Origin of the sequence: Halomonas sp. AOP12-B1-6, assembly GCF_052379225.1 — a bacterium.
In the GTDB taxonomy this organism is placed as follows: domain Bacteria; phylum Pseudomonadota; class Gammaproteobacteria; order Pseudomonadales; family Halomonadaceae; genus Vreelandella; species Vreelandella casei.
Window position 1 is genome coordinate 80,143 of sequence record NZ_JBQSYK010000001.1, and the last position, 23,283, is coordinate 103,425.

Annotated in this window: 23 protein-coding genes; 14 read left to right on the forward strand and 9 right to left on the reverse strand. The window is 55.0% G+C overall.

Annotated features, from left to right (window positions below):
* Positions 1 to 85 precede the first annotated feature (85 nt).
* The 10 genes from ACT3TR_RS00395 (at position 86) to ACT3TR_RS00440 (ending at position 7,297) form a co-directional block, all read left to right on the forward strand.
* Entirely contained in the window at positions 86 to 1,072 is a 987-nt protein-coding gene (locus tag ACT3TR_RS00395; protein WP_096280768.1) for a KpsF/GutQ family sugar-phosphate isomerase, read from the forward strand.
* 47 nt (positions 1,073 to 1,119) lie between these two features.
* A complete protein-coding gene (locus tag ACT3TR_RS00400) occupies positions 1,120 to 1,662 on the forward strand; it encodes a KdsC family phosphatase (RefSeq protein WP_096280771.1) in 543 nt (180 codons plus the stop codon).
* Positions 1,663 to 2,232, forward strand: coding sequence for an LPS export ABC transporter periplasmic protein LptC (gene lptC, locus ACT3TR_RS00405; protein WP_096280773.1), 570 nt, complete (start codon positions 1,663 to 1,665; stop codon positions 2,230 to 2,232).
* An 11-nt stretch (positions 2,233 to 2,243) separates the two neighbouring features.
* Positions 2,244 to 2,747, forward strand: coding sequence for a lipopolysaccharide transport periplasmic protein LptA (gene lptA, locus ACT3TR_RS00410; protein ID WP_096280776.1), 504 nt, complete (start codon positions 2,244 to 2,246; stop codon positions 2,745 to 2,747).
* A gap of 11 nt (positions 2,748 to 2,758) precedes the next feature.
* Positions 2,759 to 3,508, forward strand: coding sequence for an LPS export ABC transporter ATP-binding protein (gene lptB / locus ACT3TR_RS00415; protein WP_096280778.1), 750 nt, complete (start codon positions 2,759 to 2,761; stop codon positions 3,506 to 3,508).
* 123 nt (positions 3,509 to 3,631) lie between these two features.
* On the forward strand, positions 3,632 to 5,044 hold the full coding sequence (locus ACT3TR_RS00420) for an RNA polymerase factor sigma-54 (protein WP_096280782.1): 1,413 nt from the start codon (positions 3,632 to 3,634) through the stop codon (positions 5,042 to 5,044).
* Positions 5,045 to 5,203: 159 nt separating this feature from the next.
* Entirely contained in the window at positions 5,204 to 5,512 is a 309-nt protein-coding gene (hpf, locus tag ACT3TR_RS00425) for a ribosome hibernation-promoting factor, HPF/YfiA family (protein WP_007114683.1), read from the forward strand.
* Between the two features lie 4 nt (positions 5,513 to 5,516).
* Entirely contained in the window at positions 5,517 to 5,987 is a 471-nt protein-coding gene (locus tag ACT3TR_RS00430; protein WP_096280785.1) for a PTS sugar transporter subunit IIA, read from the forward strand.
* A 62-nt stretch (positions 5,988 to 6,049) separates the two neighbouring features.
* Positions 6,050 to 6,982, forward strand: coding sequence for an RNase adapter RapZ (rapZ, locus tag ACT3TR_RS00435; protein WP_096280788.1), 933 nt, complete (start codon positions 6,050 to 6,052; stop codon positions 6,980 to 6,982).
* A 45-nt stretch (positions 6,983 to 7,027) separates the two neighbouring features.
* Positions 7,028 to 7,297 carry an HPr family phosphocarrier protein gene (locus tag ACT3TR_RS00440; RefSeq protein ID WP_096280790.1) on the forward strand — a complete coding sequence of 90 codons (270 nt, stop codon included), beginning with the start codon at positions 7,028 to 7,030 and terminating at the stop codon, positions 7,295 to 7,297.
* A 13-nt stretch (positions 7,298 to 7,310) separates the two neighbouring features.
* Here the strand turns inward: ACT3TR_RS00440 and pmbA are convergent, their stop codons facing one another.
* Positions 7,311 to 8,651: a metalloprotease PmbA gene (gene pmbA, locus ACT3TR_RS00445; RefSeq protein WP_441684038.1), complete on the reverse strand. Its 1,341-nt coding sequence runs from the start codon at positions 8,649 to 8,651 to the stop codon at positions 7,311 to 7,313.
* Between the two features lie 108 nt (positions 8,652 to 8,759).
* Here pmbA and yjgA point away from each other — a divergent pair, with 108 nt between their 5' ends.
* On the forward strand, positions 8,760 to 9,281 hold the full coding sequence (yjgA, locus tag ACT3TR_RS00450) for a ribosome biogenesis factor YjgA (RefSeq protein WP_096280795.1): 522 nt from the start codon (positions 8,760 to 8,762) through the stop codon (positions 9,279 to 9,281).
* A gap of 20 nt (positions 9,282 to 9,301) precedes the next feature.
* Here yjgA and tldD read toward each other — a convergent pair whose 3' ends face one another.
* The 7 genes from tldD to ACT3TR_RS00485 all read right to left on the reverse strand — a co-directional run bounded on the left by tldD (position 9,302) and on the right by ACT3TR_RS00485 (position 19,216).
* Complete coding sequence (gene tldD / locus ACT3TR_RS00455; protein WP_096280798.1) at positions 9,302 to 10,753, reverse strand: metalloprotease TldD; 1,452 nt, start codon at positions 10,751 to 10,753, stop codon at positions 9,302 to 9,304.
* The gene (locus ACT3TR_RS00460) at positions 10,750 to 14,601 is read right to left on the reverse strand and encodes a YhdP family phospholipid transporter (protein ID WP_444625860.1); all 3,852 of its coding nucleotides are present in this window, start codon (positions 14,599 to 14,601) and stop codon (positions 10,750 to 10,752) included. Before ACT3TR_RS00460 ends, tldD begins: the two co-directional genes overlap by 4 nt.
* A 3-nt stretch (positions 14,602 to 14,604) precedes the next feature.
* Entirely contained in the window at positions 14,605 to 16,068 is a 1,464-nt protein-coding gene (gene rng / locus ACT3TR_RS00465) for a ribonuclease G (protein ID WP_096280804.1), read from the reverse strand.
* A gap of 70 nt (positions 16,069 to 16,138) precedes the next feature.
* Positions 16,139 to 16,726 (reverse strand): Maf family protein, encoded by a 588-nt coding sequence (locus ACT3TR_RS00470; RefSeq protein WP_441684032.1) that lies wholly within the window; start codon positions 16,724 to 16,726, stop codon positions 16,139 to 16,141.
* Entirely contained in the window at positions 16,723 to 17,211 is a 489-nt protein-coding gene (mreD, locus tag ACT3TR_RS00475) for a rod shape-determining protein MreD (protein WP_096280809.1), read from the reverse strand. The genes ACT3TR_RS00470 and mreD overlap by 4 nt, the downstream gene beginning before the upstream one ends.
* On the reverse strand, positions 17,211 to 18,155 hold the full coding sequence (mreC, locus tag ACT3TR_RS00480; RefSeq protein WP_096280812.1) for a rod shape-determining protein MreC: 945 nt from the start codon (positions 18,153 to 18,155) through the stop codon (positions 17,211 to 17,213). The genes mreD and mreC overlap by 1 nt, the downstream gene beginning before the upstream one ends.
* A 23-nt stretch (positions 18,156 to 18,178) precedes the next feature.
* Entirely contained in the window at positions 18,179 to 19,216 is a 1,038-nt protein-coding gene (locus ACT3TR_RS00485) for a rod shape-determining protein (protein ID WP_096280814.1), read from the reverse strand.
* 229 nt (positions 19,217 to 19,445) lie between these two features.
* Between ACT3TR_RS00485 and gatC the strand changes: the two genes are divergently transcribed.
* The 3 genes from gatC to gatB all read left to right on the forward strand — a co-directional run bounded on the left by gatC (position 19,446) and on the right by gatB (position 22,733).
* Entirely contained in the window at positions 19,446 to 19,733 is a 288-nt protein-coding gene (gene gatC, locus ACT3TR_RS00490; protein WP_444625861.1) for an Asp-tRNA(Asn)/Glu-tRNA(Gln) amidotransferase subunit GatC, read from the forward strand.
* An 85-nt stretch (positions 19,734 to 19,818) separates the two neighbouring features.
* A complete protein-coding gene (gene gatA, locus ACT3TR_RS00495) occupies positions 19,819 to 21,279 on the forward strand; it encodes an Asp-tRNA(Asn)/Glu-tRNA(Gln) amidotransferase subunit GatA (RefSeq protein WP_096280818.1) in 1,461 nt (486 codons plus the stop codon).
* Positions 21,279 to 22,733: an Asp-tRNA(Asn)/Glu-tRNA(Gln) amidotransferase subunit GatB gene (gene gatB, locus ACT3TR_RS00500; protein WP_096280821.1), complete on the forward strand. Its 1,455-nt coding sequence runs from the start codon at positions 21,279 to 21,281 to the stop codon at positions 22,731 to 22,733. Before gatA ends, gatB begins: the two co-directional genes overlap by 1 nt.
* 60 nt (positions 22,734 to 22,793) lie before the next feature.
* On the opposite strand, the gene sixA is transcribed toward gatB, so the two are convergent.
* Positions 22,794 to 23,282 carry a phosphohistidine phosphatase SixA gene (gene sixA / locus ACT3TR_RS00505; protein WP_096280824.1) on the reverse strand — a complete coding sequence of 163 codons (489 nt, stop codon included), beginning with the start codon at positions 23,280 to 23,282 and terminating at the stop codon, positions 22,794 to 22,796.
* Position 23,283 lies beyond the last annotated feature (1 nt).

Here is a 23,283-nt window from a genome sequence, read left to right on the forward strand (position 1 = left end):
CTGAAGTACTGCCTACTAGCACTGCCAAGATGTTATTCTTAGCGCTTGTCGCCTTTTATATTTTCAATCGCCAAGAGATATCGCTATGCGCCAGCCTCTCGCCTCCCTCAGCTTACTGCGCGAAAGTGCCTTACGTACGCTGCAAATTGAGCAGGCAGCTATTGGTGGCCTGCAGGCCAAGTTAGATGAAAACTTTGACCGCGCCTGCGAGCTTATACTCGCCTGCCAGGGGCGCGTCGTGGTCACTGGCATGGGTAAATCTGGCCATATAGCCGGCAAGCTTGCCGCCACCCTAGCCAGCACCGGCACACCCGCCTTCTTTGTTCACCCAGGTGAAGCCAGTCACGGCGACCTGGGCATGATTACTCGCGCCGACGTTGTGTTGGCCCTGTCTAACTCAGGCGAAACGGCCGAAGTGACCGCCCTTCTGCCGCTACTGAAACGTTTAGGTACGCCGCTGGTCAGCATGACAGGGCGGCCTGGCTCCACGCTCGCTAAGCATGCTGATGCGCATCTAAATAGCGGCGTTGAGCGCGAGGCATGCCCGCTGGATCTCGCTCCCACTAGCTCGACCACTGCCGCCCTAGCGCTGGGTGATGCGCTCGCCGTAGCACTGCTGGAAGCCCGAGGCTTTACGGCAGAAGATTTCGCTCTTTCCCATCCGGGTGGCAGCTTAGGCAAGCGCTTGTTGCTGCGCGTGAGAGACCTTATGCACGATGGCGCACGCTTGCCGCAAATTCCGCTAGGCAGCCCGCTGCGCGACGCTTTATTGGAAATTACCCGCCAAGGGCTGGGCTTTACCTGCGTGGTTGATAGTGACGGTCGTTTAGCCGGGGTATATACCGATGGCGACCTGCGGCGCACGCTGGATCAATACCACAACTTACGCGACGTCTTAGTCGATGATGTCATGACTCGGCCAGGTAAACGTATCGGCCCCGACATACTGGCAGCAGAGGCGGTACGCATTATGGAAGAGGGCCGAATTACCGCACTCGCGGTGGTTGATGAACAACAGCGCCCGGTTGGTGCCTTACATATGCATGACTTGCTTGTTAGCGGCGTTATTTAACGTATTTATCGCAAGATTTAGCGACTTCTTAAAAGAATGGAGGCTTTATGACCCTATCTGCAGCCCTACTTGATCGACTTCGCCGCGTTCGTCTATTGGCGTTAGATGTTGATGGCGTACTCACCGATGGTCGACTTTACTTTCAGGCTGACGGCATCGAAATTAAAGCCTTTCATACTCAGGATGGCCATGGTCTAAAGCTGCTTAAGCGAGTCGGCATCCACGTCGCGCTGATTACTGGCCGCGATTCGCCCATGGTTAGTCAACGTGCCGCAGCGCTGGGTATCGACCATGTCTTTCAAGGCTGCGAGGATAAGCTCGCCACCTTGCGCGGCCTGTGCCAGCGTTTGGATATAGAGCTAGAGCAAGTCGCCTATTGCGGCGATGATCTCCCCGACCTATCGGTTATCAAGCGCTGTGGTGTCGGCATTACCGTCCCCAATGCGCCGGACTATATGCACACTCATGCCGACTGGACAACGGAACGGCTTGGCGGGCACGGCGCGGTACGCGAAATTTGCGATACTCTGCTTGAAGCCCAAGGGCACTGGAGCGCAGTGCTCGACACTTACTTGCACGGCCGCACATAAATGCTTAAGCATCTTAAAACACGCCTAGGATTAACAGGGCTTTTTATCGCCTTGGGCGTGCTATTGGTGTGGCTTGGCCCAGGCGGGCCTCAAAAAACCGCTATCGACCCAGAAGCGCAGGCCCAAGAGCCAGGGCACGTCCTGGAGGATGCTGAAATCACTCTGTTTGGCGACAACGGTAACGTCTTGCAGTCATTAAAAACACCGCGCCTCATCCATACGCCGCAAAGCGGGGAAACCTGGTCTGAGAGCCCTCAGGCCACCCTGTATGACAGCGATGAGCGCCAGTGGCTAGCCAGTGCCGATGTGGGCACGCTTAATACCAATACGCAGTCCCTCGTTATGTCCGGCTCCGCGCGACTTATTGCGCCAGACGAAGGATGGCAGCTGGATACTGAAGAACTGCACTATGATGGCCTCACTCAACATGCATGGAGCGAGGCACCGGTATTACTGCAACAGCCGCCCCAGCAAATGAATGCTTCACATATGGATGTATGGTTAAACGATAGCCAGGTCCGCTTATCTGACGGTGTGCGCGGCACTCATCCACCGGCCACACAACGCTAACAGGAGTCGCCATGAAAGCACTTATCTACACCGCCCTTTTTGCGCTTGCCGTGCCGCTATCCGCGGCAGCCCAAACCAGCTCGTCTTCACAACAGGCCCCCGTGGAGGTCGAAGCCGACCGCCTAGATCTTGATCAGCGCGCGGGCACCGCCGTCTACACCGGGGATGTCAATATTCGCCAGGGCGAAATGCAGCTGCGCGGCGAACGAGTGGAAATTCAACGCAATGAGGCGGGCGAGCTTTCACGGGCAACGTCGACCGGTGAGCGTGCTTATTTGCGCCATCAGGCCGAAGGGCAAGAAGGCCCGACGGAAGGCTGGGCTCGGCGGATTATTTATCACGTCGCCGAACGCCGAGTGGAGCTCGTTGATCAAGCTGAATTGACACAGCAGGACGACAAATTTACCGGAGGTCGGCTTGAATATTTCATCGACCGTGAAGTGATTCAAGCGCGCTCAGACGTTGAAGGTAGCGAGCCGCAGCGTATACGCATGACTATTCAGCCTGAACAATAGAGAGTCTATCGATGGCAACTGCTGACAATGCGCCGATAAAAACACTATATGCCCACCACTTGGCAAAAAGTTACAAACGCCGCCGAGTGGTTAAAGATATTAACTTGGAAATCTCCCAAGGCAGCGTCGTTGGCTTACTCGGCCCTAACGGCGCGGGCAAAACCACGTCGTTTTATATGATTGTCGGGCTGGTCAAATCTGACGCCGGCAAAGTGGGTATTGACGACTTAGATTTAACTCGTGCTCCGATGCATGAGCGCGCAGCGGCAGGCATTGGCTACCTGCCCCAAGAAGCGTCTATTTTTCGCAAATTATCGGTTGCCGATAACATTATGGCGATATTAGAAACGCGCAAAGAGCTCGACCGCCCAGGTCGCGAAGAGCGCCTGGAGGCTCTGCTTGAAGATTTCCATATCACCCATATTCGCGACAACCTAGGCATGAGCCTCTCAGGGGGAGAGCGTCGCCGTGTAGAAATTGCCCGCTCGCTAGCGACCGAACCCGCCTTCATCTTGCTAGATGAGCCCTTTGCCGGGGTTGACCCCATTTCAGTGGGCGAGATTAAAACCATCATTCGCGCGCTGAAACAGCGCCACATTGGCGTTCTGATTACCGACCATAACGTCCGTGAAACGCTGGACATTTGCGATATCGCTTATATTGTCGGCGATGGCCATATCATCGCCAGCGGCCCCCCGGCATCTATCCTCACTAACCAGCAAGTCAGGGATGTTTATCTGGGCGCAGATTTTCGTCTGTAGGCTTATTTTTGCCCATAAATCCCGCCTTATAACGCTTTAACTACCAATGGCATGCTTATTGCACTTGCACCCAGCTCCCACTCGCACTAGGGTAAAGCATTCCGATTAACGAGTGGTTCTCAAATGGTCATGAAAGCTTCTCTTCAACTGCGCATTGGGACACAGCTGACCATGACACCTCAGCTGCAGCAGGCTATCGCCCTGCTGCAGCTATCGACTCTGGATCTTCGTCAGGAAATTCAGCAGGCCTTAGATGCCAACCCCATGCTGGAACAGGAAGATGAGTTCGGTGAAGAGGCCGTAAGCGAGCCTAAAGAGGAGGAGTGGTCAGAGAGCATTCCCACCGAGCTTTCCGTTGATAGCGACTGGTCGGACACCTATCAAGACATTGGCGGCACTGGCAGCAGCAGCGAGGGCCCTGATTTTGAGCGCCAGGCTGCCGAACAGAGCCTTCATGGCCACCTATTGTGGCAACTCGCCATGACCGATTTTAGTGTGCGTGAACAGCTGGTTTCCGAGAGCCTCATTGATGCACTAGATGCCAACGGCTATTTGACCCAGCCGCTTAATGATATTCGTGAAGGGCTACGCGCCCAGGGCATTGATAGCCTTAGCCAGCGCGAAGTCGAAACGACATTATTAAAACTGCAGCAATTCGAGCCCACCGGTATTTTTGCCCGCGACCTGCGTGAATGCTTGATGCTGCAGCTCGCCGCCCTGCCAGATGATACGCCACTGCTAGTGCCTGCTCGTAGGCTAGTGCGTCAGTTTCTTGAAGCGCTCAGCAAAGATGACATGCGCTTACTCAAGCGACGCTTAGGACTCGATGACGAGCAGCTAGCCGATGTCATCCAGCTAATTCGCAGCCTAGATCCACGCCCAGGCAGCGCTTATGGCGTGACCAACGACAGCTACATCACGCCCGACCTGGTGGTGCGTCATGATAATGAAGGCTGGCATTTAGAGCTCAATCAGGACGCCCTGCCTCGGTTAAGAATCCAACCTGATTACGCCAGCCTGATAAAGCGTGCGGACAAAAGTCAGGATAATCAGTTTTTGAAAGAACACCTGCAGGAAGCGCGCTGGTTAATTAAAAGCCTTTCGAGTCGTAACGACACGCTGCTGCGAGTGGGCCGTGAAATCATTACCCGTCAAATCGGCTTTCTCGAACATGGCGAAGAATCCATGAAACCGCTGATTTTGGCCGATATAGCCGCAGCCGTTGAAATGCATGAATCAACGATTTCACGGGTGACAACGCAGAAATATATTCATACGCCGCGTGGCGTGTTCGAGCTGAAATACTTTTTCTCTAGCCAAGTGAGTGGCCAGGATGGCGACAGCCACTCCAGTACCGCGATCCGCGCCCGCCTGAAAAAGCTGGTTCACGAAGAAGCGCCCAGCAAACCGCTTTCTGATAGCCGCTTAGTGACATTATTAGAAGAAGGTGGCATTCAAGTTGCAAGGCGTACGGTAGCCAAATATCGTGAAGCCATGGGCATTCCCTCTTCCAGTGAGCGGCGCCGTTTGCGCTAGGATCTGCCAGGTTGCAGCGAAACTCTCGACAAGGGCTTTGCAACGGGGCAAAAAGGGTTACAATCAAAAGGGCTACATATCTAAGTACTAAGTACAGTCCCTAAGTACGGTTCCTAAGCACGGTTCCTAAGTACAGTCCGATAGATAAGGAGTACGTCAATGCAAGTAAATATCACTGGTCATCACGTAGAACTGACTGACGCCTTGCGTGACTATGTTAATGAAAAGCTTGAACGTGTTGAGCGTCATTACGACAATATAACCACTGTGCAGGTCACCCTATCGGTGGAGAAAGAACGCCAACAGGCAGCCTGCACACTGCATGCAGCAGGCGCTGACTTACATGCAGAAGCCCTAGACAGTGATATGTATGCCGCTATCGATGCGCTAGCGGACAAAATTGATCGTCAACTCGTTAAACATAAGGAAAAAGCACAAGCTCGCGCCCAAGGCGCAGGTGTGCGTTAATTCAATGACGTTGGAAACCATACTCCCCCCAGAGCGCGTTCTTTTCGACGTCCCTGGGGGCAGCAAAAAAAGGGTGCTGGAATTTTTCAGCACCTTTATCGCCCAAAATACGCCCAGTTTAGATAGCCAAGAAGTGTTCAGTCGCTTAATCGGCCGAGAACGCTTAGGTAGCACAGGGATTGGTAACGGCGTGGCTATTCCACATGCCCGCAGCCCTCACTGCTCTACGCCTATTGCTGGTTTTTTAAAACTCTCAGAAGCGATTGATTTTGATGCTATCGACGGCGACCCCGTTGATCTAGTGTTTGTGCTGCTCGTACCGGAACAAGCGGATGACACACACCTCTCTTTGCTAGGCCAAGTAGCCACCATCATGAATGATGCGGATACTCGCCAGCGGCTACGCAAAGCAGGCAGTCAGCGCGAACTACTCGACCTCATTACAGCTAAAATTCGTGAGCATTCAGCGGATTAAGCGACAATCAATGACCATCAAGTCCCTATTTAAGCCGTTGGATTAACGCGAAGAGAAACTCTATGCAACTGGTCATCATTAGCGGTCGTTCTGGGTCTGGCAAATCTATCGCCTTACAGGCGTTGGAAGACCTAGGCTACTACGCGATTGATAACCTTCCCGTCATGCTGCTGGGGTCACTGGTCGACGAATTACGCGACCAGAGTGATCGTACCCATCTGGCGGTCAGCATTGATGCACGCAACTTACCGGGGGCTCTTGAACGCCTGCCCTCGCTATTACAAGAGTTGCGCCAGCGCACCATTGATTTCCAAGTTATCTACCTAACCACTGATGCCCGAATTCTTCTAGAGCGTTACTCCGCCACACGCCGCCGACATCCGTTGACGCGCAATAGTGAAATGACCCTTGAAGAGGCTATCAATAAAGAAGAAGAGACCCTGCATGACATACGTGATCTAGCCGATCTATTGATCGACACATCGCGACTGTCAGTACACGACCTACGCCGCCGGATTACTGACCAGGTGGCTCACCAGCAGTGCGACCAGTTGACGTTGACGTTTGAATCGTTCGGTTATAAGCGTGGGGTACCCTTGGATGCTGACCTCGTCTTCGACGTGCGCTGCCTGCCCAATCCTTACTGGGACCCAACGCTGCGACAATCGACAGGCCGTGACGCCAACATCGTTGCCTTCTTAAAAGGCTATCCCGTTGTGGATGCCATGAGTAACGATATCCAGGCATGGCTTGAGCGCTGGTTACCGGCTTATCAGAATAGCCAACGTAGCTACATGACCGTTGCTATTGGCTGCACCGGTGGTCAACATCGCTCTGTCTATATGGTGGAGCAGCTAGCAAAAAGCTTAGCGGCTCGTGTGGGCGAAGTTCAATTGCGCCACCGCGAGCTAGGCCTGCAATATACGCTGAGCGAACAGCCCCCAACGCCGTTGACCAGTCTCTCCTCGACCAGCGATCAATTACCAACGACTTAAGCACGTCTATTGATTAATGACACCACTCGGCGAAAAGGAACCAGGGTGCCAGAAAGAACACTCACACTCACCAATCAACGCGGACTACATGCCCGCGCGGCGACGAAACTAGTTAAATGCGGCCAACAGTTCACGGCTAATATACGTGTCTATAAGCAGCAGCAGGCTGCCGATGCCGCTAATATTATGTCGCTATTAATGCTCGCCGCCCCGTGCGGTACTGAGCTAGCTATACACGCCGAGGGCGACGACGCAGAACAGGCGCTTGATGCGATTCAAGCGCTGTTCGAGGCTCGCTTTGAGGAAGATCAGTAGCCATTTACGCCGATTAGTTACCGGCTACTGTCATCGCATCAATCAACCAGCTACCCGTGTGCACGCTGCCACGGGTATCGGTATCATCACCAATGCCCACTAGGCCCGCGAACATCCGCTCCAGATTACCAGCGATCGTAAACTCTTCGATCGGGTATTGAACCTTACCGTTCTCGACCCAAAAGCCGGCCGCCCCACGGGAGTAATCGCCGGTAACGCCATTAACGCCCTGGCCCATCAGCTCCGTCACCCAAATACCTTTCCCCATCTCTTGCAGCAGTGCTTCGCGAGGCTTCAGCGGTGCTGTCAGGCGTACATTGCGCGCCCCACCAGCATTGCCCGTGGTCTGCATACCCATCCGCCTAGCGCTGTAGGAAGACAGCATATAGCTTTCGATACGCCCCTCATCGATAAAGCGATTATTGCGCGTTTGCACCCCTTCGCCATCAAACGGTGAGCTCGCGGTAGCGCCCACTTCCATGGGTCGCTCTTCAAGGCTAAACCAGTCAGGAAAGAGCACAGTACCAAGCCGATCACATAAAAAAGATGACTGGCGATACAACGCTCCACCGGCGATACCGCCCAACAAATGCCCGATCAAACCACCGGATAACGACGGATCAAACAGCACTGGAAAGGTCCCCGTGGGCGGACGCTGAGCACCCAGCCTACGCAGCGTACGTGCGGCGGCTTCACGCCCCACGTCAGCGGGGTCACGCAGTGCTCTGGGATCACGCGCAGAGGTATAGTCGTAGTCACGCTGCATGCCGCCGTCATCTTGAGCAATCAGCATGCATGATAGTGAATGGCTACTGCCTTTTTGAGTGCCTAAAAAACCATGGCTATTGGCATAAACGCGCACCCCTTCACCGCTGGACAGCGAGGCACCATCCGACTGAGAAATACCTTCCACGTCACGCCCCGCCTGCTCGCAGGCAAGCGCTAATTCAATCGCTTCATCCGTGGTAAGCGCCCAAGGATAGTGCACTTTCAAATCGGGCAGCTCGCTTGCCATCAGCGCCGCATCGGCTAGCCCTGCGGCGGGATCTTCACCAGTATATCGAGCAATCGCCAACGCTTTCTCTACGGCGGCCTGAATCGACGCGCTGCTGGCATCTGTAGATGAAGCGCTACCCTTACGCTGTCCTACGTAAAGCGTCACGGCAATACCCTGGTCTCGGGATAGCTCAACCGTCTCAACTTCGCCCAGACGCACGCTCACGCCTATACCCTGATCCACGCTTGCGCCCACTTCGGCGGCATCTGCGCCCATACGTTTTGCCAACGCTAGCGCCTCTTCGGCCCGCGCGGTGAGTAGCGACTGCTGCGCGGATGCATCAAATGCCTGTGCCATATGGCCTCCTTTTTCGCCGAATCTCTCTCAATAGAATGTCTTCGGCGAATCAATGTTGTACTCGCAGCTGGTATAATGCCGCAACGAATCTTGTCTGTGAGTCACATTATGCGTAAGCAACGTCCCGATCCAGTTGAAGTAGAAGAACAGGAAGAACGCCCTAGCAAGTCGCAACTCAAACGCGAAATGCATGCCTTACAGGCACTTGGGGAAACATTGATCGCTATGCGACCAGCAGAACGCGCCCGTTTCCCCCTCTCTGACGATATGCTGCGCGCAATTGAAGAAACCGCACGCATTCGTTCTCATGAAGGTCGCCGACGTCATATGCAGTACGTTGGCAAATTAATTCGTAAAGAAGATCTCACTGCCATTCAAGGCGTATTCGATTCCATTGATCAGGAACAAGAGCAGCGCGATCACGCCTTTCATCGCCTCGAAAAATGGCGCGAACGCTTAATTGACGAGGGCGATGAGGCTGTCGATCTGTTCATGACTGAACACCCCGACGCCGATCGTCAAACGCTGCGTCAGCTCATTCGCAATGCCCAGCGAGAACGCGAAGAGGGCAAGCCGCCAACGAGCTCGCGCAAGCTCTTCAAACACCTGCGCGAAACCCTGGCACTTTAAGCCCGAGCGTAAGACAGCGCTTACGAATGAGTACCGCCGACCGTCAGCTCATCCAACTTGAGGGTGGGCTGACCAACACCGACCGGCACCCCTTGGCCTTCTTTACCGCACACACCAATCCCGGTATCAAGGGCCATATCGTGACCGATCATCGAAACGCGCCCCATCGCCTCAGGGCCATTGCCAATAAGCGTTGCGCCTTTGACCGGCACAGTCACTTTGCCATCTTCAATTAAGTAAGCTTCACTGGCGGAAAATACGAACTTACCCGACGTTATATCAACCTGGCCACCCGCAAAACTTACTGCGTAAATGCCACGTTTTACGCTTTTTATAATATCACTAGGCTCATCCTGACCAGCCAGCATGACGGTATTGGTCATTCGCGGCATCGGCATGTGAGCAAATGACTCGCGCCGCGCATTTCCTGTCGGCGCCATTCCCATCAAGCGAGCATTGAGCTTGTCCTGCATGTAACCGGTCAAAATACCGTCTTCGATAAGCGGCGTGTATTGGCCAGGCGTACCCTCATCATCGATACTCATTGAGCCACGACAATCGGTTAGCGTCGCATCATCTACAATATTGACGCCCTTCGCGGCGACCCGCTTGCCCATCTGCCCTGAAAAAGCGGAGCTTCCCTTACGGTTAAAATCCCCTTCAAGACCGTGGCCCACGGCTTCATGCAGCAAAATGCCCGGCCATCCTGACGCCAAAACCACGGGCATTTGACCCGCGGGCGCATCAACGGCTTCGAGGTTCACCAGCGCCTGACGCACAGCTTCTTTAGCATAGCGCTCCGCCACCTGCTCATCACGCAGCTTTGCCATTGAATAACGGCCACCGCCGCCCGCGCTGCCGCGCTCACGACGACCGTTTTTAACGGCAATAACGCTAACGTTAAAGCGAACCAACGGGCGAATATCCGCCGCCAGAGTGCCATCGCTGGCACGCACCAATACGACTTCATAGGTACCGGAGAGAGAGGCACTCACTTGGCTAATGCTCGGGTCCGCTGCACGCGCCACGCAATCGGCCTGCTTGAGCATGGCCACCTTATCTTCCGCGCTCAGACCTGCCAATGGATCAATCCCGACATAGCGTGACATAGCAGACACCGGGCGGACCAGTTGCCCAGGCAGGCGCTTACCGCTGCGCACAATGCCTGCCGCGGTGCGGCCAGTATCCATTAGCGCATCGGCGGTAATTTGATTTGAGTAGGCAAAGCCGGTTTTTTCACCCGCCAATGAGCGCACGCCAACCCCACCATCAATGCTGTAGCTGGCTTCTTTTACTTCGCCATCTTCTAATACCCAGCCTTCTTGCCAAGTACGCTGAAAATACAGATCAGCGTAGTCTATGCCCGCGCCCATCGCGTAGCCAAGCCCGGTTTCCAGAGCATCTAAATCCAGCCCCCCGGGTGTCAACAAAATGGCGGCAGCCGTGTCTATATCACTTTTATATACGGTCATAGGGGGCCCTCTAAAGTAACCTGCGGCGAAGTCCAAGGGCCTCGCACGCGATAATGAAGTGTCGTGACCCGATCTAGCGCGTCACCAAAAAGCTTGTCTGCGATAAATAGCGCACCGCCAACAATGGGCGCACCGACAGCAATTGCCGCGATAGGTAAACTTTGTGTCACTGGCAGTGTGACGCCAAGCCGCTGATCAAGTTCACGCGTAACCAGGTCGACATTGCCGGTAAGCGTTAAGGTGGTAGCCGGGGCATCAATTTCCAATGGCCCTCGCAGCGTTAGCAGTCCACCGGTGACATCGGCAGTACCACTGACACTGTCAAACGCCGTGCCTTGGCCGGTAACGTCAGAAAAATCTAAGCGTATGCGGCGTAAAATATTATCGAAATTGAGCAGTCCGATTAAACGCGCAGGCGCAGATTCTAGGGTGGCAAAACGGCCATCACGCATATCCGTGCTTAGGGAGCCATCGGCATTGCGCAAATCGAGCTGCCAAGGCGCTCCCGGCCAGTTCAGCGATGCTTTTACGTCGGTACTGCGGCTACGCATCACCACAGGCTGATCAAGCCGCTCAAGCGCCGTGCCGATGTCTCCACCTTGAATAGAGATATCCGCCCAAGTGTGGCTGGTGGTTGAATCTCCTTCCCAGTGAAGCTCGCCACGAGCGGAAAGCTGCCCCATGGTGAGACCGACTGGGGTCAGCGAAAACCGCTGCCCGTCGGTTTGCCAATACGCGGTCAACGGACCAAAGCGACGCGTGCCCATGGCAATCTCTGCTAAGCGTAAACGGCCATTCGGCACATCGGCCAGCCACTCGGGAATCACCGTCGGCGGCTTGCGCTGGGTCTCAACCGCCTGCCACCAGGAATCGGGTGCTGGCGTCTCGCTGTCATGCTCGACATTAGCGAGTTTCAACAAACGGTCTAGCGCAATGCCATCAATCGCAATATCCAGCGGCTGCGGCGAATCACCATTGTACAGCAAATGCCCGGTGACTAGATTACCGCCCACATCAAGATCGACCTGGCCGCCGCTGACACTACCTGACGCGTTGACATTGCCTAAACATTCCGCCTGATAAACCACACAGGACGTTGTTAGCGAGATATTCAGCGGCATTTGGCTATCTGCGCCACTCGGTTGAGGTGCGCTTAGCGCCATCATTGGCTTAATAGCCTGCTGCCACGCCAGTGGATCAATACGCGGCACATTCGCAACGAGATTTATCCCAGGCTGAGCTGGCCAAGCAGGCACTTGCTCTGCGGCACTGCCCAGATGCATCGTGCCGGCCAGCGCTTGATGACCGAACAGCCCTCGCGCAGAGAAAATATCAGCTAAGCGGCTTTCAATGCGTCCGGAATCGATATCCGCGGTCAACACCCATGGCCAGGGCTGCTGTGACGTTTTTGCAAAGGGTTCAGGTAGGTGGCTAGTAACGCCGACTAAACGACTTTCCACTCTCACGGTCGGTGTGGGCAACAGGCCAACGTGGCCCTGCCACTGTAGCTGTCCCTCTAGCGGCAAGCGCCCCTGGCTATCGTCTAACCCAGCCAAACCGAAAAGTGCCGCCGTCGCAACGCTACCTTGCAGTTGAATCCCGTCGCCCAGCGTATCAATATCGGCGTTTATTTCACCGCCCAAGACTTGGCCACTCGCCGTGCCAACCAGCCCTCCGTTTTCGCCATTTTGTAACCAGCGTAGATCCCCTTCGGCCGACCGGAGGCGCACCCCCAGCGGTAGATAAACAATCTCAGAGAAGCGTGGCTGCGCATTGATTTCTAGCTGAAGTGTCTCGGGCGTTTTCAGCGGCAGCGAAAGCGCAATATCGCCATCAACGTCACCGGTTATCCGCAAATCACTCAGCTGCGAAAGATCAATATCAGGCATGGCCTGAAGAAACGACATAAGCGCCGAGCCTTCCGACTGTAATTCCCCGGAGAGCTTAAGCGTCTCATCTTCCATTACCAGCTCGCCCTTGGAAGCTGCCACGCCATGGCTCTGGGCACGCTCTATCTCCGCTTTTAGCACTTTATCCTGCCACTTGAGGCGGCCCTCAATATCGTCAAGGCGCGGCCAGCCGGGCGCAATGGGCAAATGTCCTTGGGTAACGGCCAGCGCTAGCGTCGCGGTAAAGTCATCAGCGCCGACGGTTTCACCAATCGGCAAACTCAGCTGTAATGATCCTTCGGTCACGTAGCCGCCAATATCATCAAGCAGCCAGTCCTGAAGCTCATTATCCATAACACTTAGCGGCAGCCATTGAGCCAACGGGCGTTCAAGGGCATCCACATCGCTAAAATCAAGGTCTAAACCAAAATGGCCGCGCTGATTACCGCTGACCAATCCGAAGCCACCCGACACCTGAGCCCCATCCCACTCAACGTTTAGCTGCTTGCCGCTAACCATCGTGTTAGGGCCGTCGTATACCCACTCAACCTCTCCTTCGGCGCTTTGCAACTGCATGGGAGCGGCAAAAAACTCGGGGAAATAAAGGGTGCTGTCGCCGTCACTACTAAACTGCACACGACCGCGAAAGTCACGCGCTTGAACCCAGGCATCAAGCGGGCCGCCGCCGGGCACCTGCTCCCAAGGCGATACTTCGACATCGCTAAGGGCGGCGTCTACTCCCCAACGACCATCCTGCTGCCCCACCTGCAGCCCCTGCACCTGACCGCGCGGCGAAAGCGTTTGCAAAACGCGCGTCAACGATTCGGGCAGCAAGACATAGTCACGCCAAGCAGTAAGCGATGCGAGTTCAAAGGCACTGGTGCGCACTTCCCACCGACCTGGCTGATGCGTGGCATGCCAATGTCTCGGTAAGGCGGGTCCAACGCTAGCACCAGGCGGCTGCGCCCACTCGACCCTGTCCGCATCGCCACTTAGCCATGCCTCACCGCCATCACCGTCGCGCTGCCACAAACCGCTGGTTTTAATATCCCTTAATACCGCGTACTGAACGTCATGGCGCAGCGTCAGTTCAGGAACTTTGACAGAAACCCTCGCCTCTTCAAGACGCCCGGCGCTCCAACGTCCCCACAGCCGCGCACTGCCACCCGCCTGCTCTAAATAAGGCATATGATCGGGGCGAAACATAGCAGCTAGCACGACCAATTGATCTAACTGAATATCCAACTGCAAAGCAGCCGAAAAGTCGCTAAAGCCATGCTGGCCAGGCTGCATTTCGACCTTTATTTCAGCCGCAGGCAAAGCAATCTCGTGTGCCTGCTGCAGTGACTGTGCAATATTGATAGCACCTTCAAGCCGAGTACGCCGCTCATCACCGGTCAGCAGCAGGGTCTGGGCGTGCAGCAGCACGGTATCTTCCCGGCCATGCAACACGACACGCGTGTCATCGACCCACAGCCGTTGGCGCAAAATTAAGCCGGTCCAGTCGTCGACAGTGGCTAGATCCATATCGGGGTCAGGTGCCAATAGCGGGAGCTTAGCAGGCTCAGGCCACTGCCACGCTGCGCCGGCGCCCTGATAAAGATGAAACTGCGTGCCGGTAATGCGAGCGTCGCTAAAGATCGGCGCTAAATTGGCAAGTGACGCCCATGTATCCAGCTGCAAGCCCGCATGGTCCAGCGAAAACAGCGCCTGACCATCCGGCGTCTCCGCATTAACGCCGTCAAGACTTAACAGCAGATCATTACGAGAAAGAGATAGCGACATGCGCTCGATAGTGACAGGCACGCCGATACGCGCTTCAAGCAGCGCTTCAATACGCGGGGTTAAGGCATCGGACTGGCTCATCACCAGGCGGAGTAACAGCAGCAGCACGGCGATGCTGCCCAATACCCATGCCGTGGCCGCCAAGCTCCAATGCACCAGTAAACGAGTCTGCATGATTTACATCAGCACGATATCGTACTGCTCTTGGGAATAGTGCTGTTCAACCTGAAAGCGAATCGTTTTGTTGATAAAGGTTTCCAGGTCTGCCACCGCCGCTGACTCCTCATCCAGTAACCGGTCAACGACTGACTGCGAGGCAAGCACCATGTAGGTTTCAGCACTGTAGGCGCGCTCTTCGCGCAGAATCTCCCGAAAGATTTCGTAGCAAACGGTTTCTGGCGTTCTCAGCGTTCCCCTGCCACTGCAGGTGGTGCAAGCTTCACAGAGCGTTTGCTCCAAGCTTTCGCGGGTACGCTTGCGGGTAAGCTGAACAAGCCCAAGCTCTGTGACGCCCGTGCACTTGGTTTTAGCATGATCGCGCTCTAAAGCTTTTTCTAAAACGCGCAAGACCTGGCGCTGGTGTTCAACGTCAATCATATCGATAAAGTCGATAATGATGATGCCACCTAAATTGCGTAGCCGAAGCTGGCGAGCAATCGCTGTTGCCGCCTCCAGGTTGGTTTTAAAGATAGTCTCTTCAAGATTGCGGTGGCCGACATAGCCACCGGTATTAACATCGATGGTGGTCATTGCCTCGGTCGGGTCAATCACGAGATAACCACCAGACTTCAGCTGCACCCTACGACCCAATGCCTTTTGGATCTCATCTTCGACGCTATAGAGATCAAAAATGGGCCGCTCGCCAGGATAATATTCAATGCGATCAACGGCATTGGGCATGAACTCTTCAGCGAATTCCACTAGCTTGACAAAATTTTCACGCGAATCGATACGCACTTTTTCGATGTCATCACGCATCACATCACGCAGCGTGCGCATGAATAGCGGCAGGTCATCATAAATAACGGTTTGTGGGGCCGCACTGACTTTCCGCTCGCTGACGTTACGCCATAGTCGCAGCAGAAAATTCATATCGCCTTTAAGTTCTTCGTCGCCCACACCTTCGGCCGCCGTACGAACAATAAATCCACCCGTCACTTCTAGCGTTTGCTCGCTAATACTGGCATCCAATAGCGCCTTTAAGCGCTCACGCTCATGCTCATCTTCAATGCGCTGAGAAACACCGTGGTGTGGCGAATCAGGCATATAAACCAAGTAGCGCGAAGGGATCGAAAGATGTGTAGTTAAGCGCGCACCTTTACTGCCAATAGGATCTTTGGTCGCCTGCACGACGAGCGCCTGACCTTCATGTAGCAGTTGAGCGATCGTTTGCTGCTCATCCTGAGGCGTGCCGGGCGGCATCACTTCATGCACATGAATGAAGGCTGCGCGCTCAAGGCCAATATCGACAAAAGCAGCCTGCATACCAGGCAGCACGCGTACCACTTTGCCTTTGTAGATATTGCCCACGATGCCACGCCGTCGGGAGCGCTCGATCAGTGCCTCTTGCAAAACGCCATTTTCCACCAGCGCAACGCGGGTTTCCATTGGCGTTAAATTGATGAGAACTTCACCGCTCATGCACAAATCCTTATAGGTTGACGTATTCCTTGCTAGCGATACATGCGCCGATCTATCCATGCTTAGCGCGTTAAATGCACTGCCAAATAGGAACTCCCTGTCGGCGCAGCAAGCTCGTCGTCTCAAATAGCGGCAGCCCCACTACTGCAGAATGGCTGCCTTGAATCTCTTTTACAAATATCGATGCTAAACCTTGGATGGCATAGCCTCCCGCTTTATCAGCCGGCTCACCGGTCTGCCAATAGGCAGAGATTTCCTGCTCGTTAATTACGCGCATCGTTACTTGAGTGGTGACGCAGCAAGAGAGCATACCCTCCGGCCCGGTCACGGCTACTGCCGTGAGCACTTGATGCGAGCGACCTGACAATAGGCGCAGCATCGAGGCTCCATCTTGAGCATCCGCCGGCTTACCTAGAATACGCCCATCAACAGCAATAGCGGTATCGGAACCTAAGGTTGGCAAGTCAGTAAGCGACATAGCCGCCTCTGCTTTGGCAATCGCTAAGCGACTCACATAGGTCGTCGCCGACTCCCCAGTTAGCGGCGTTTCATCAATATCACAGGGATGAACCGTTACCGGCACCCCGATGGAGGCCAGCAAAGCACGCCGACGCGGCGAAGCGGAGGCCAGGCACAAGACCGGCACTGAAGCGCTCATGAAGCGGCTAACCGGCGTTCCAATGCTTGGAACATCGTGGATAGCCAAGGCCACAGCAGAGCGCTAATCAAGGAAGGAATCAAAAAGGCCAAATGGATCGAAAAATCGCCCACGATAGTACGCAACCACTGCGCAACAAGCTGCACTAAACCAATGAGCACCAGCACGAGCGCCGACTGCTGCACCAGCGAATAGGCGCGGAATCGGGGGTATACCAAGGCACATAAAAAAGCCAGCAGCGCATAAACCATCGCATGCTGGCCTAGCGCAGTGCCTTCTATTAAATCCATCAGGATGCCCAGCACAAAGCCGTGAAAAACGCCGACTCTATCGGGCGTGCGCATACACCAGTAGACCAGCATCAGGCCCAGCCATTCAGGGCGATATACCTGCCAGCCATCGGCCAGCGGCATTACCTGAAGGCACAATGCTAATAACAGGCTTAGCCAAACAAACAACAGCGGAACAATCGGTGCGCGGGCCATCAGGGCACCTCTTGGGATGATACATTTTGATCGGGATTGGATAGTTGAAGCGAAGAGCGCAGCGCTGCTGCGGAAATATCCAACGTCTCATCCCATGCATGTTCGTCAATCTCTTGCTGGGGAGGTGGAAAAAGTAGCAAGAAGTGGCGCGAGCGCTGCAACTGCGCCATTGGCTCAGCCGTTACGCGTGCAAAAGGTTGACCCGGATCATGATAGACCTCGGTCACTCGGGCTACGGGATACCCGGGAGGAAAGCGCCCGGCCAGGCCTGACGTGGTTAGCAGATCACCCTCACGAATGTCTGCAGTATCCGGCACGTGCATTACATTGACGCTGCTGTAGCGCCCGGCACCCTGCACAATAAAGCGCAGACCGTTGCGATTTAGCTGCACAGGCAAAGCATGGCTGGCATCGGCCAATAGCAGTACGCGGCTAGAGTAAGCCGAAACCGCCGTAATTTGGCCGACTAAACCCGATGCATCGATGACAGGCTGTCCCACGTAGGCACCGTTGCGGTGCCCGCGATTAACCACCATTTGATGGCTGAAGGGATCGTTATCCAACGACAACAACTCGGCGGTGATATAGGGAATGTCACGTCGCTCGGCGGCATTGAGCAAATCACGTAATTCGCTATTTTCTGCCGTCAGGTTAGCCATACGCTGACCGCGATGGGAAAGCGTTAGGATTTGCTCGCGCAGACGACGGTTTTCGTCCACCAGCGCCTGCTGATCGGAGAGCGCAAGCGAGCCCCAGTTCAATAGATCGCTAGGCACACTAACGATCCATTGAACAGGCGCCACAACCATCGACATTTGCGCGCGCACCTGCTCCATACGCGTGAAATGATGGTCGACAAACATCAAAGCACTGGCGGCCAACGCGCAAAAAAACAGCCGGTAGCCCGGCAATGGCCCGTGCGAAAACAGCGGTTTAATAGGCAATCCCCCCGCATTAACCGCTGAGATCAGTCGCTCGACAGCAACTCAAAGGTATGCTGATCAATCATTTCCAGCGCTTTACCACCACCGCGCGCAACGCACGTCAGCGGGTCTTCAGCCACAATCACCGGCAGCCCTGTTTCTTCAGCAATCAGCTTATCCAGATCGCGAAGCAAGGCACCGCCACCGGTCAACACCAAGCCACGCTCGGCGATATCAGAGGCCAATTCTGGCGGCGACTGCTCAAGAGCGCTTTTGACCGCGGAAACAATGGAGCCAAGGGTTTCTTGCAGGGCTTCAAGCGTTTCGTGAGAATTTAGCGTAAAGCTGCGTGGAATACCTTCAGCCAGGTTACGTCCGCGCACGTCTATTTCGCGCAGTTCGCCACCCGGATAAGCACAGCCAATCTCTTCTTTAATGCGCTCGGCCGTCGCCTCACCAATCAAGCTGCCATAGTGACGACGAACATAGGCGGTAATGGCTTCATCAAAGCGGTCGCCACCCACCCGAATAGATTCGGAATAGACCACGCCGTTGAGTGAGATAATCGCAATTTCAGTGGTACCACCACCGATATCCACCACCATTGAACCCTGGGCTTCATCAACCGGAAGGCCTGCGCCAATCGCTGCCGCCATGGGCTCTTCAATCAAGAACACCTCGCGGGCGCCGGCACCTTCCGCCGACTCACGAATCGCCCGTCGCTCAACTTGCGTTGACATGCAAGGAACGCACACCAGCACACGCGGGCTAGGGGTTAAAAAGGTGCTTTGGTGCACTTTGCGGATAAAATGCTGAAGCATTTGCTCGGTCACGGTGAAATCGGCGATAACGCCATCTTTCATCGGACGGATCGCAGTGATATTGCCAGGCGTACGACCCAACATTCGCTTGGCATCAGTACCGACTGCCGCAACGCTGCGCATAGTGCCAGACTGGCGAATAGCGACCACGGACGGCTCATCAAGCACGATACCGCGACCGCGTACATAAATCAGTGTATTGGCCGTACCCAAGTCGATCGACAGATCGCTGGAAAACAGCCCCCTCAAACGTTTAAACATGGATGTCGTTACCTAGTGCAGACCGGGAACCCTGTGCGGATGCAAACGGTATCACCGCAACCCCCTGGCAGCAAGCACGAGTCGTGCCTAATACTGCCCGTTAAGGCCAAGATGTGGTACCTTTTGCGGCTATTTTCCACGTCTGCGACACAAGACGTTTTTTTGATATCGGTATGTATACCGCTTAAAGCGGATTATGTTCCCTTACGTTTATGAGGAAATTCCGATCATGGCGCTTGAAGAATCTCATGTGCGCCGGGCTGCCCACCTAGCCCGACTCGCCGTCAGCGATGACCAAGCCAGCGGCTTTGTAGATGATCTAAGCCGGATTCTGGACATGGTCGACCAACTACAAAGCGTTGATACCGAAGGTGTTTTACCGCTATCTCATCCGCTAGATGCGACCCAGCGGCTGCGCGCCGACGAAGTCACTGAAACCAACCAGCGCGATACTTTTCAGCGCTGTGCTCCGGCAGTGGAAAACGGCCTGTATCTCGTCCCCCGCGTTGTTGAATAAATTTGTTGAACAGAAACGCGTTCGAGATTACTGAGCCGCCACTTTCGCCGCTATTTTTTTCGCCCCTGAACGGAGCTTCTGGGTCATGTATGAGAAAACATTAACGCAACTCGCTGTCGCCTTAAAAAAAGGCGAGTTTTCGAGCCGCGAACTGACCACACATTATTTACAGCGTATCGAAAAGGCTGATAGCAAGCTCAACAGCTTCATCAGCGTAACCGCAGAGCAAGCGTTGGCGCAGGCTGACGCAGCCGACAGCACGCGCGCCGCTGGCAAAGCAGGAGCGCTCACGGGCATTCCTCTAGCGCTCAAAGATATTTTTTGTACTCGCGATGTAAAAACCAGCTGTGGCTCCAAAATGCTGGATAATTTTATTGCGCCCTACAATGCCACCGTGGTTGAAAAGCTCAACGCTGCGGGCACGGTCAGCGTGGGTAAAACTAATATGGATGAGTTCGCTATGGGCTCTTCCAATGAAAATAGCTTTTACGGCCCGGTAAAAAACCCCTGGGATCTGAGTGCAGTACCCGGCGGCAGCTCCGGCGGCAGCGCGGCAGCAGTGGCAGCAGGCTTAGTACCCGCGGCGATGGGCACCGATACTGGCGGCTCCATTCGCCAACCGGCGGCGTTTTGTGGGATTACCGGTTTAAAGCCTACTTACGGCCGAGTGTCGCGTTACGGCATCATCGCCTACGCTTCAAGCCTTGATCAGGCAGGCCCCATGGCACGCAGCGCTGAAGACTGCGCGCACCTGCTAGGGGTAATTGCAGGCCACGATGGCCGCGACTCCACCAGCGTTGCGCGTGGCGTACCGGACTATGTAGAAGGGCTTAACGCCCCGCTTTCAGGGCTCAAAATCGGGTTACCTAAAGAATATTTTGGCGACGGATTAGACCCCGCGGTTGAAAAAGCCGTGCGTGAAGCGGTCAGCGTTTACGAGTCGCTGGGTGCCACGGTGCGTGAAGTCAGCTTGCCGCATACGCACTACGCCATTCCGGCTTACTACGTTATCGCTCCCGCCGAAGCATCTTCAAACCTGTCACGCTACGACGGCGTGCGCTTTGGTCACCGCTGCGAAAACCCCAGCGACTTAATTGATTTATATACCCGCTCACGCGCAGAGGGTTTCGGTGAAGAGGTCAAGCGGCGCATTCTGATCGGCACTCATACGCTCTCAGAAGGCTTCTTTGACGCCTACTACACCAAGGCACAAAAAGTGCGCCGCCTGATCCGTCAGGACTTCTTAGACGCTTTTCAAGACGTGGATGTACTGATGGGGCCAGCCTCGCCTACGCCAGCTTTCGACCTGGGTGCTAAAAAAGACCCGGTGTCGATGTACCTGCAGGATATTTACACCATCGCCGTTAACCTAGCGGGCATTCCCGGTATCAGCGTACCCGCCGGTTTTGTCGGCAAGCGTCCCGTTGGCCTGCAGATTCTAGGCACCCACTTTGCTGAGGCGCAGCTGCTTAACGTCGCCCACCAATTTCAGCAAGCGACCGACTGGCACCTACAACGTCCTGCCTTTGCCGAGGAGAACGCCTAATGCAATGGGAAACCGTGATTGGGCTTGAAGTCCACGTTCAGCTCGCTACGCGTTCAAAAATCTTTTCCGGCGCCTCAACGGCGTTTGGCGCTGAGCCAAATACCCAGGCCTGCGCGGTCGACTTGGGTCTGCCGGGCGTGCTGCCAGTGCTCAACGAACAGGCCGTCGCCATGGCCGTTCAGTTTGGCCTGGCGGTGCATGCCGATATTGCTGAAGTATCAATATTTGACCGCAAGAACTACTTCTACCCTGACCTGCCTAAGGGCTATCAGACTAGCCAGATGTATCACCCGATTGTGGGCCCTGGTGATGTTGAGGTCACTTTGGAAGATGGCAGCACCAAACGCATTCGCATTCATCATGCGCATCTTGAAGAGGATGCAGGCAAGTCGCTGCATGAAGACTTCCAAGGCATGACGGGCATTGATCTCAACCGCGCGGGAACACCGCTGTTAGAGATCGTGTCTGAGCCAGACATGAGCAATGCCAAAGAGGCCGCTGCGTATCTTAAGGCGATTCACTCAATCGTTACTTACCTGGGCATTTCCGATGGCAACATGGCGGAAGGCTCTATGCGTTGCGATGTGAATGTCTCGGTGCGTCCGAAAGGCCAAGCAACGTTAGGCACTCGGGCTGAAATCAAAAACGTTAACTCGTTCCGCTTTGTCGAGCGCGCGATTGCCTTTGAGGTTGAGCGCCAAATTGAGCTCATCGAAGACGGTGGCAAAGTCGTTCAAGAAACACGTCTGTTTGATCCGGACCGCGATGAAACGCGCAGCATGCGTACCAAGGAAGAAGCCAACGACTACCGCTACTTCCCCTGCCCGGACCTATTGCCGATAGTGCTTGATCAGGCCTATCTGGACCACCTGCGCGGCCAGTTGCCCGAGCTGCCTGCCGATAAGCGCGAGCGCTTCCAAAGCGAGCTGGGCCTGTCGGCTTATGATGCCAATGTCATCTCTGCTAGCCGGGATATGGCCGAGTTCTTTGAAGCAGTGCATAACGTATGTGGCGATGCCAAGCAGTCGGCCAACTGGGTGCAGGGAGAGTTTTCCGGTGCGCTTAATCGTGAAAACCTGAGCATTGCCAATAGCCCCATTTCCGCACGCCAGTTAGGCGAGCTGATTAGCCGTGTACTCGACGATACGATTAGTGGCAAGGCGGCTAAAGATGTTTTCCAGGCGCTTTGGAACGGTCAGGGCGAAACAGCCGATGAGATCATTGACGCTAAAGGCCTCAAGCAAGTCACTGATACCGTTGCTATTGAAGCCATGATTGATCAAGTGATCGCAGACAGCCCTGCTCAGGTGGCCCAGTATCGCGACTCAGAGCCCGACAAGCGCGGTAAAATGATTGGCTACTTTGTTGGCCAGGCGATGAAAGCGTCACGTGGCACCGCTAACCCACAGCAGGTAAACGGTATATTGAAGCAGAAATTGGATGCGCTGCTTTAATCTCGTTTGAACATTCTTAGACGTTAGTGGCTGCCTCGGCAGCCGCTTTTTTATGGCCTGTTAGCCACTCGCCAGTTGGCTAGGCTGGGTAAAACTCACTAATTGCGCGCAGCCTGCAGCCCATATCTCGCCTGTCAGCTCGGCAATAGCCGCCGTAGGAAAACCAACGCCCTGAGCGCGGCTACCCCCCACCAGCCAACCCGCCAGATCCCCCACCAAGGGCATATGGCTGACCAACATTATCGGCGCACCTTCTGCCTGCTCAAGCAGCCAATCGCCAACGGCCGAGGGCGCGTCATCGGGAGTAATAAAATCCAGCGTTTCCAGCCCAATGCCCAGCGCATCACACAGCGCCTGTGCCGTCTGCTGCGCGCGCACATAGGGGCTAGCGTAAAGCCTTGGCATGGGCAGCTCGCCCTGGGCAACACGCTGCGCCAGCCAGCTCGCCATTGTTTCAGCTTCCTGCACGCCACGTGGAGTCAACTGGCGTGCATGATCGGGAGATCCCGGCGCGGCCTCACCATGACGCATAATCAGCATACGCTGCATG

Bases quoted from the DNA above. Each gene is read 5' to 3' on its own strand.
- ACT3TR_RS00395 (WP_096280768.1), top strand. From the start codon at position 86: ATGCGCCAGCCTCTCGCCTCCCTCAGCTTACTGCGCGAAAGTGCCTTA.
- tldD (WP_096280798.1), bottom strand. From the start codon at position 10,753: ATGACCGTATATAAAAGTGATATAGACACGGCTGCCGCCATTTTGTTG.
- lptB (WP_096280778.1), top strand. From the start codon at position 2,759: ATGGCAACTGCTGACAATGCGCCGATAAAAACACTATATGCCCACCAC.
- ACT3TR_RS00430 (WP_096280785.1), top strand. From the start codon at position 5,517: ATGACGTTGGAAACCATACTCCCCCCAGAGCGCGTTCTTTTCGACGTC.
- ACT3TR_RS00470 (WP_441684032.1), bottom strand. From the start codon at position 16,726: ATGAGCGCTTCAGTGCCGGTCTTGTGCCTGGCCTCCGCTTCGCCGCGT.
- ACT3TR_RS00460 (WP_444625860.1), bottom strand. From the start codon at position 14,601: ATGCAGACTCGTTTACTGGTGCATTGGAGCTTGGCGGCCACGGCATGG.
- lptA (WP_096280776.1), top strand. From the start codon at position 2,244: ATGAAAGCACTTATCTACACCGCCCTTTTTGCGCTTGCCGTGCCGCTA.
- sixA (WP_096280824.1), bottom strand. From the start codon at position 23,282: ATGCAGCGTATGCTGATTATGCGTCATGGTGAGGCCGCGCCGGGATCT.
- lptC (WP_096280773.1), top strand. From the start codon at position 1,663: ATGCTTAAGCATCTTAAAACACGCCTAGGATTAACAGGGCTTTTTATC.
- mreD (WP_096280809.1), bottom strand. From the start codon at position 17,211: ATGGCCCGCGCACCGATTGTTCCGCTGTTGTTTGTTTGGCTAAGCCTG.
- rng (WP_096280804.1), bottom strand. From the start codon at position 16,068: ATGAGCGGTGAAGTTCTCATCAATTTAACGCCAATGGAAACCCGCGTT.
- ACT3TR_RS00485 (WP_096280814.1), bottom strand. From the start codon at position 19,216: ATGTTTAAACGTTTGAGGGGGCTGTTTTCCAGCGATCTGTCGATCGAC.
- yjgA (WP_096280795.1), top strand. From the start codon at position 8,760: ATGCGTAAGCAACGTCCCGATCCAGTTGAAGTAGAAGAACAGGAAGAA.
- ACT3TR_RS00420 (WP_096280782.1), top strand. From the start codon at position 3,632: ATGGTCATGAAAGCTTCTCTTCAACTGCGCATTGGGACACAGCTGACC.
- pmbA (WP_441684038.1), bottom strand. From the start codon at position 8,651: ATGGCACAGGCATTTGATGCATCCGCGCAGCAGTCGCTACTCACCGCG.
- gatB (WP_096280821.1), top strand. From the start codon at position 21,279: ATGCAATGGGAAACCGTGATTGGGCTTGAAGTCCACGTTCAGCTCGCT.
- rapZ (WP_096280788.1), top strand. From the start codon at position 6,050: ATGCAACTGGTCATCATTAGCGGTCGTTCTGGGTCTGGCAAATCTATC.
- gatA (WP_096280818.1), top strand. From the start codon at position 19,819: ATGTATGAGAAAACATTAACGCAACTCGCTGTCGCCTTAAAAAAAGGC.
- ACT3TR_RS00400 (WP_096280771.1), top strand. From the start codon at position 1,120: ATGACCCTATCTGCAGCCCTACTTGATCGACTTCGCCGCGTTCGTCTA.
- hpf (WP_007114683.1), top strand. From the start codon at position 5,204: ATGCAAGTAAATATCACTGGTCATCACGTAGAACTGACTGACGCCTTG.
- gatC (WP_444625861.1), top strand. From the start codon at position 19,446: ATGGCGCTTGAAGAATCTCATGTGCGCCGGGCTGCCCACCTAGCCCGA.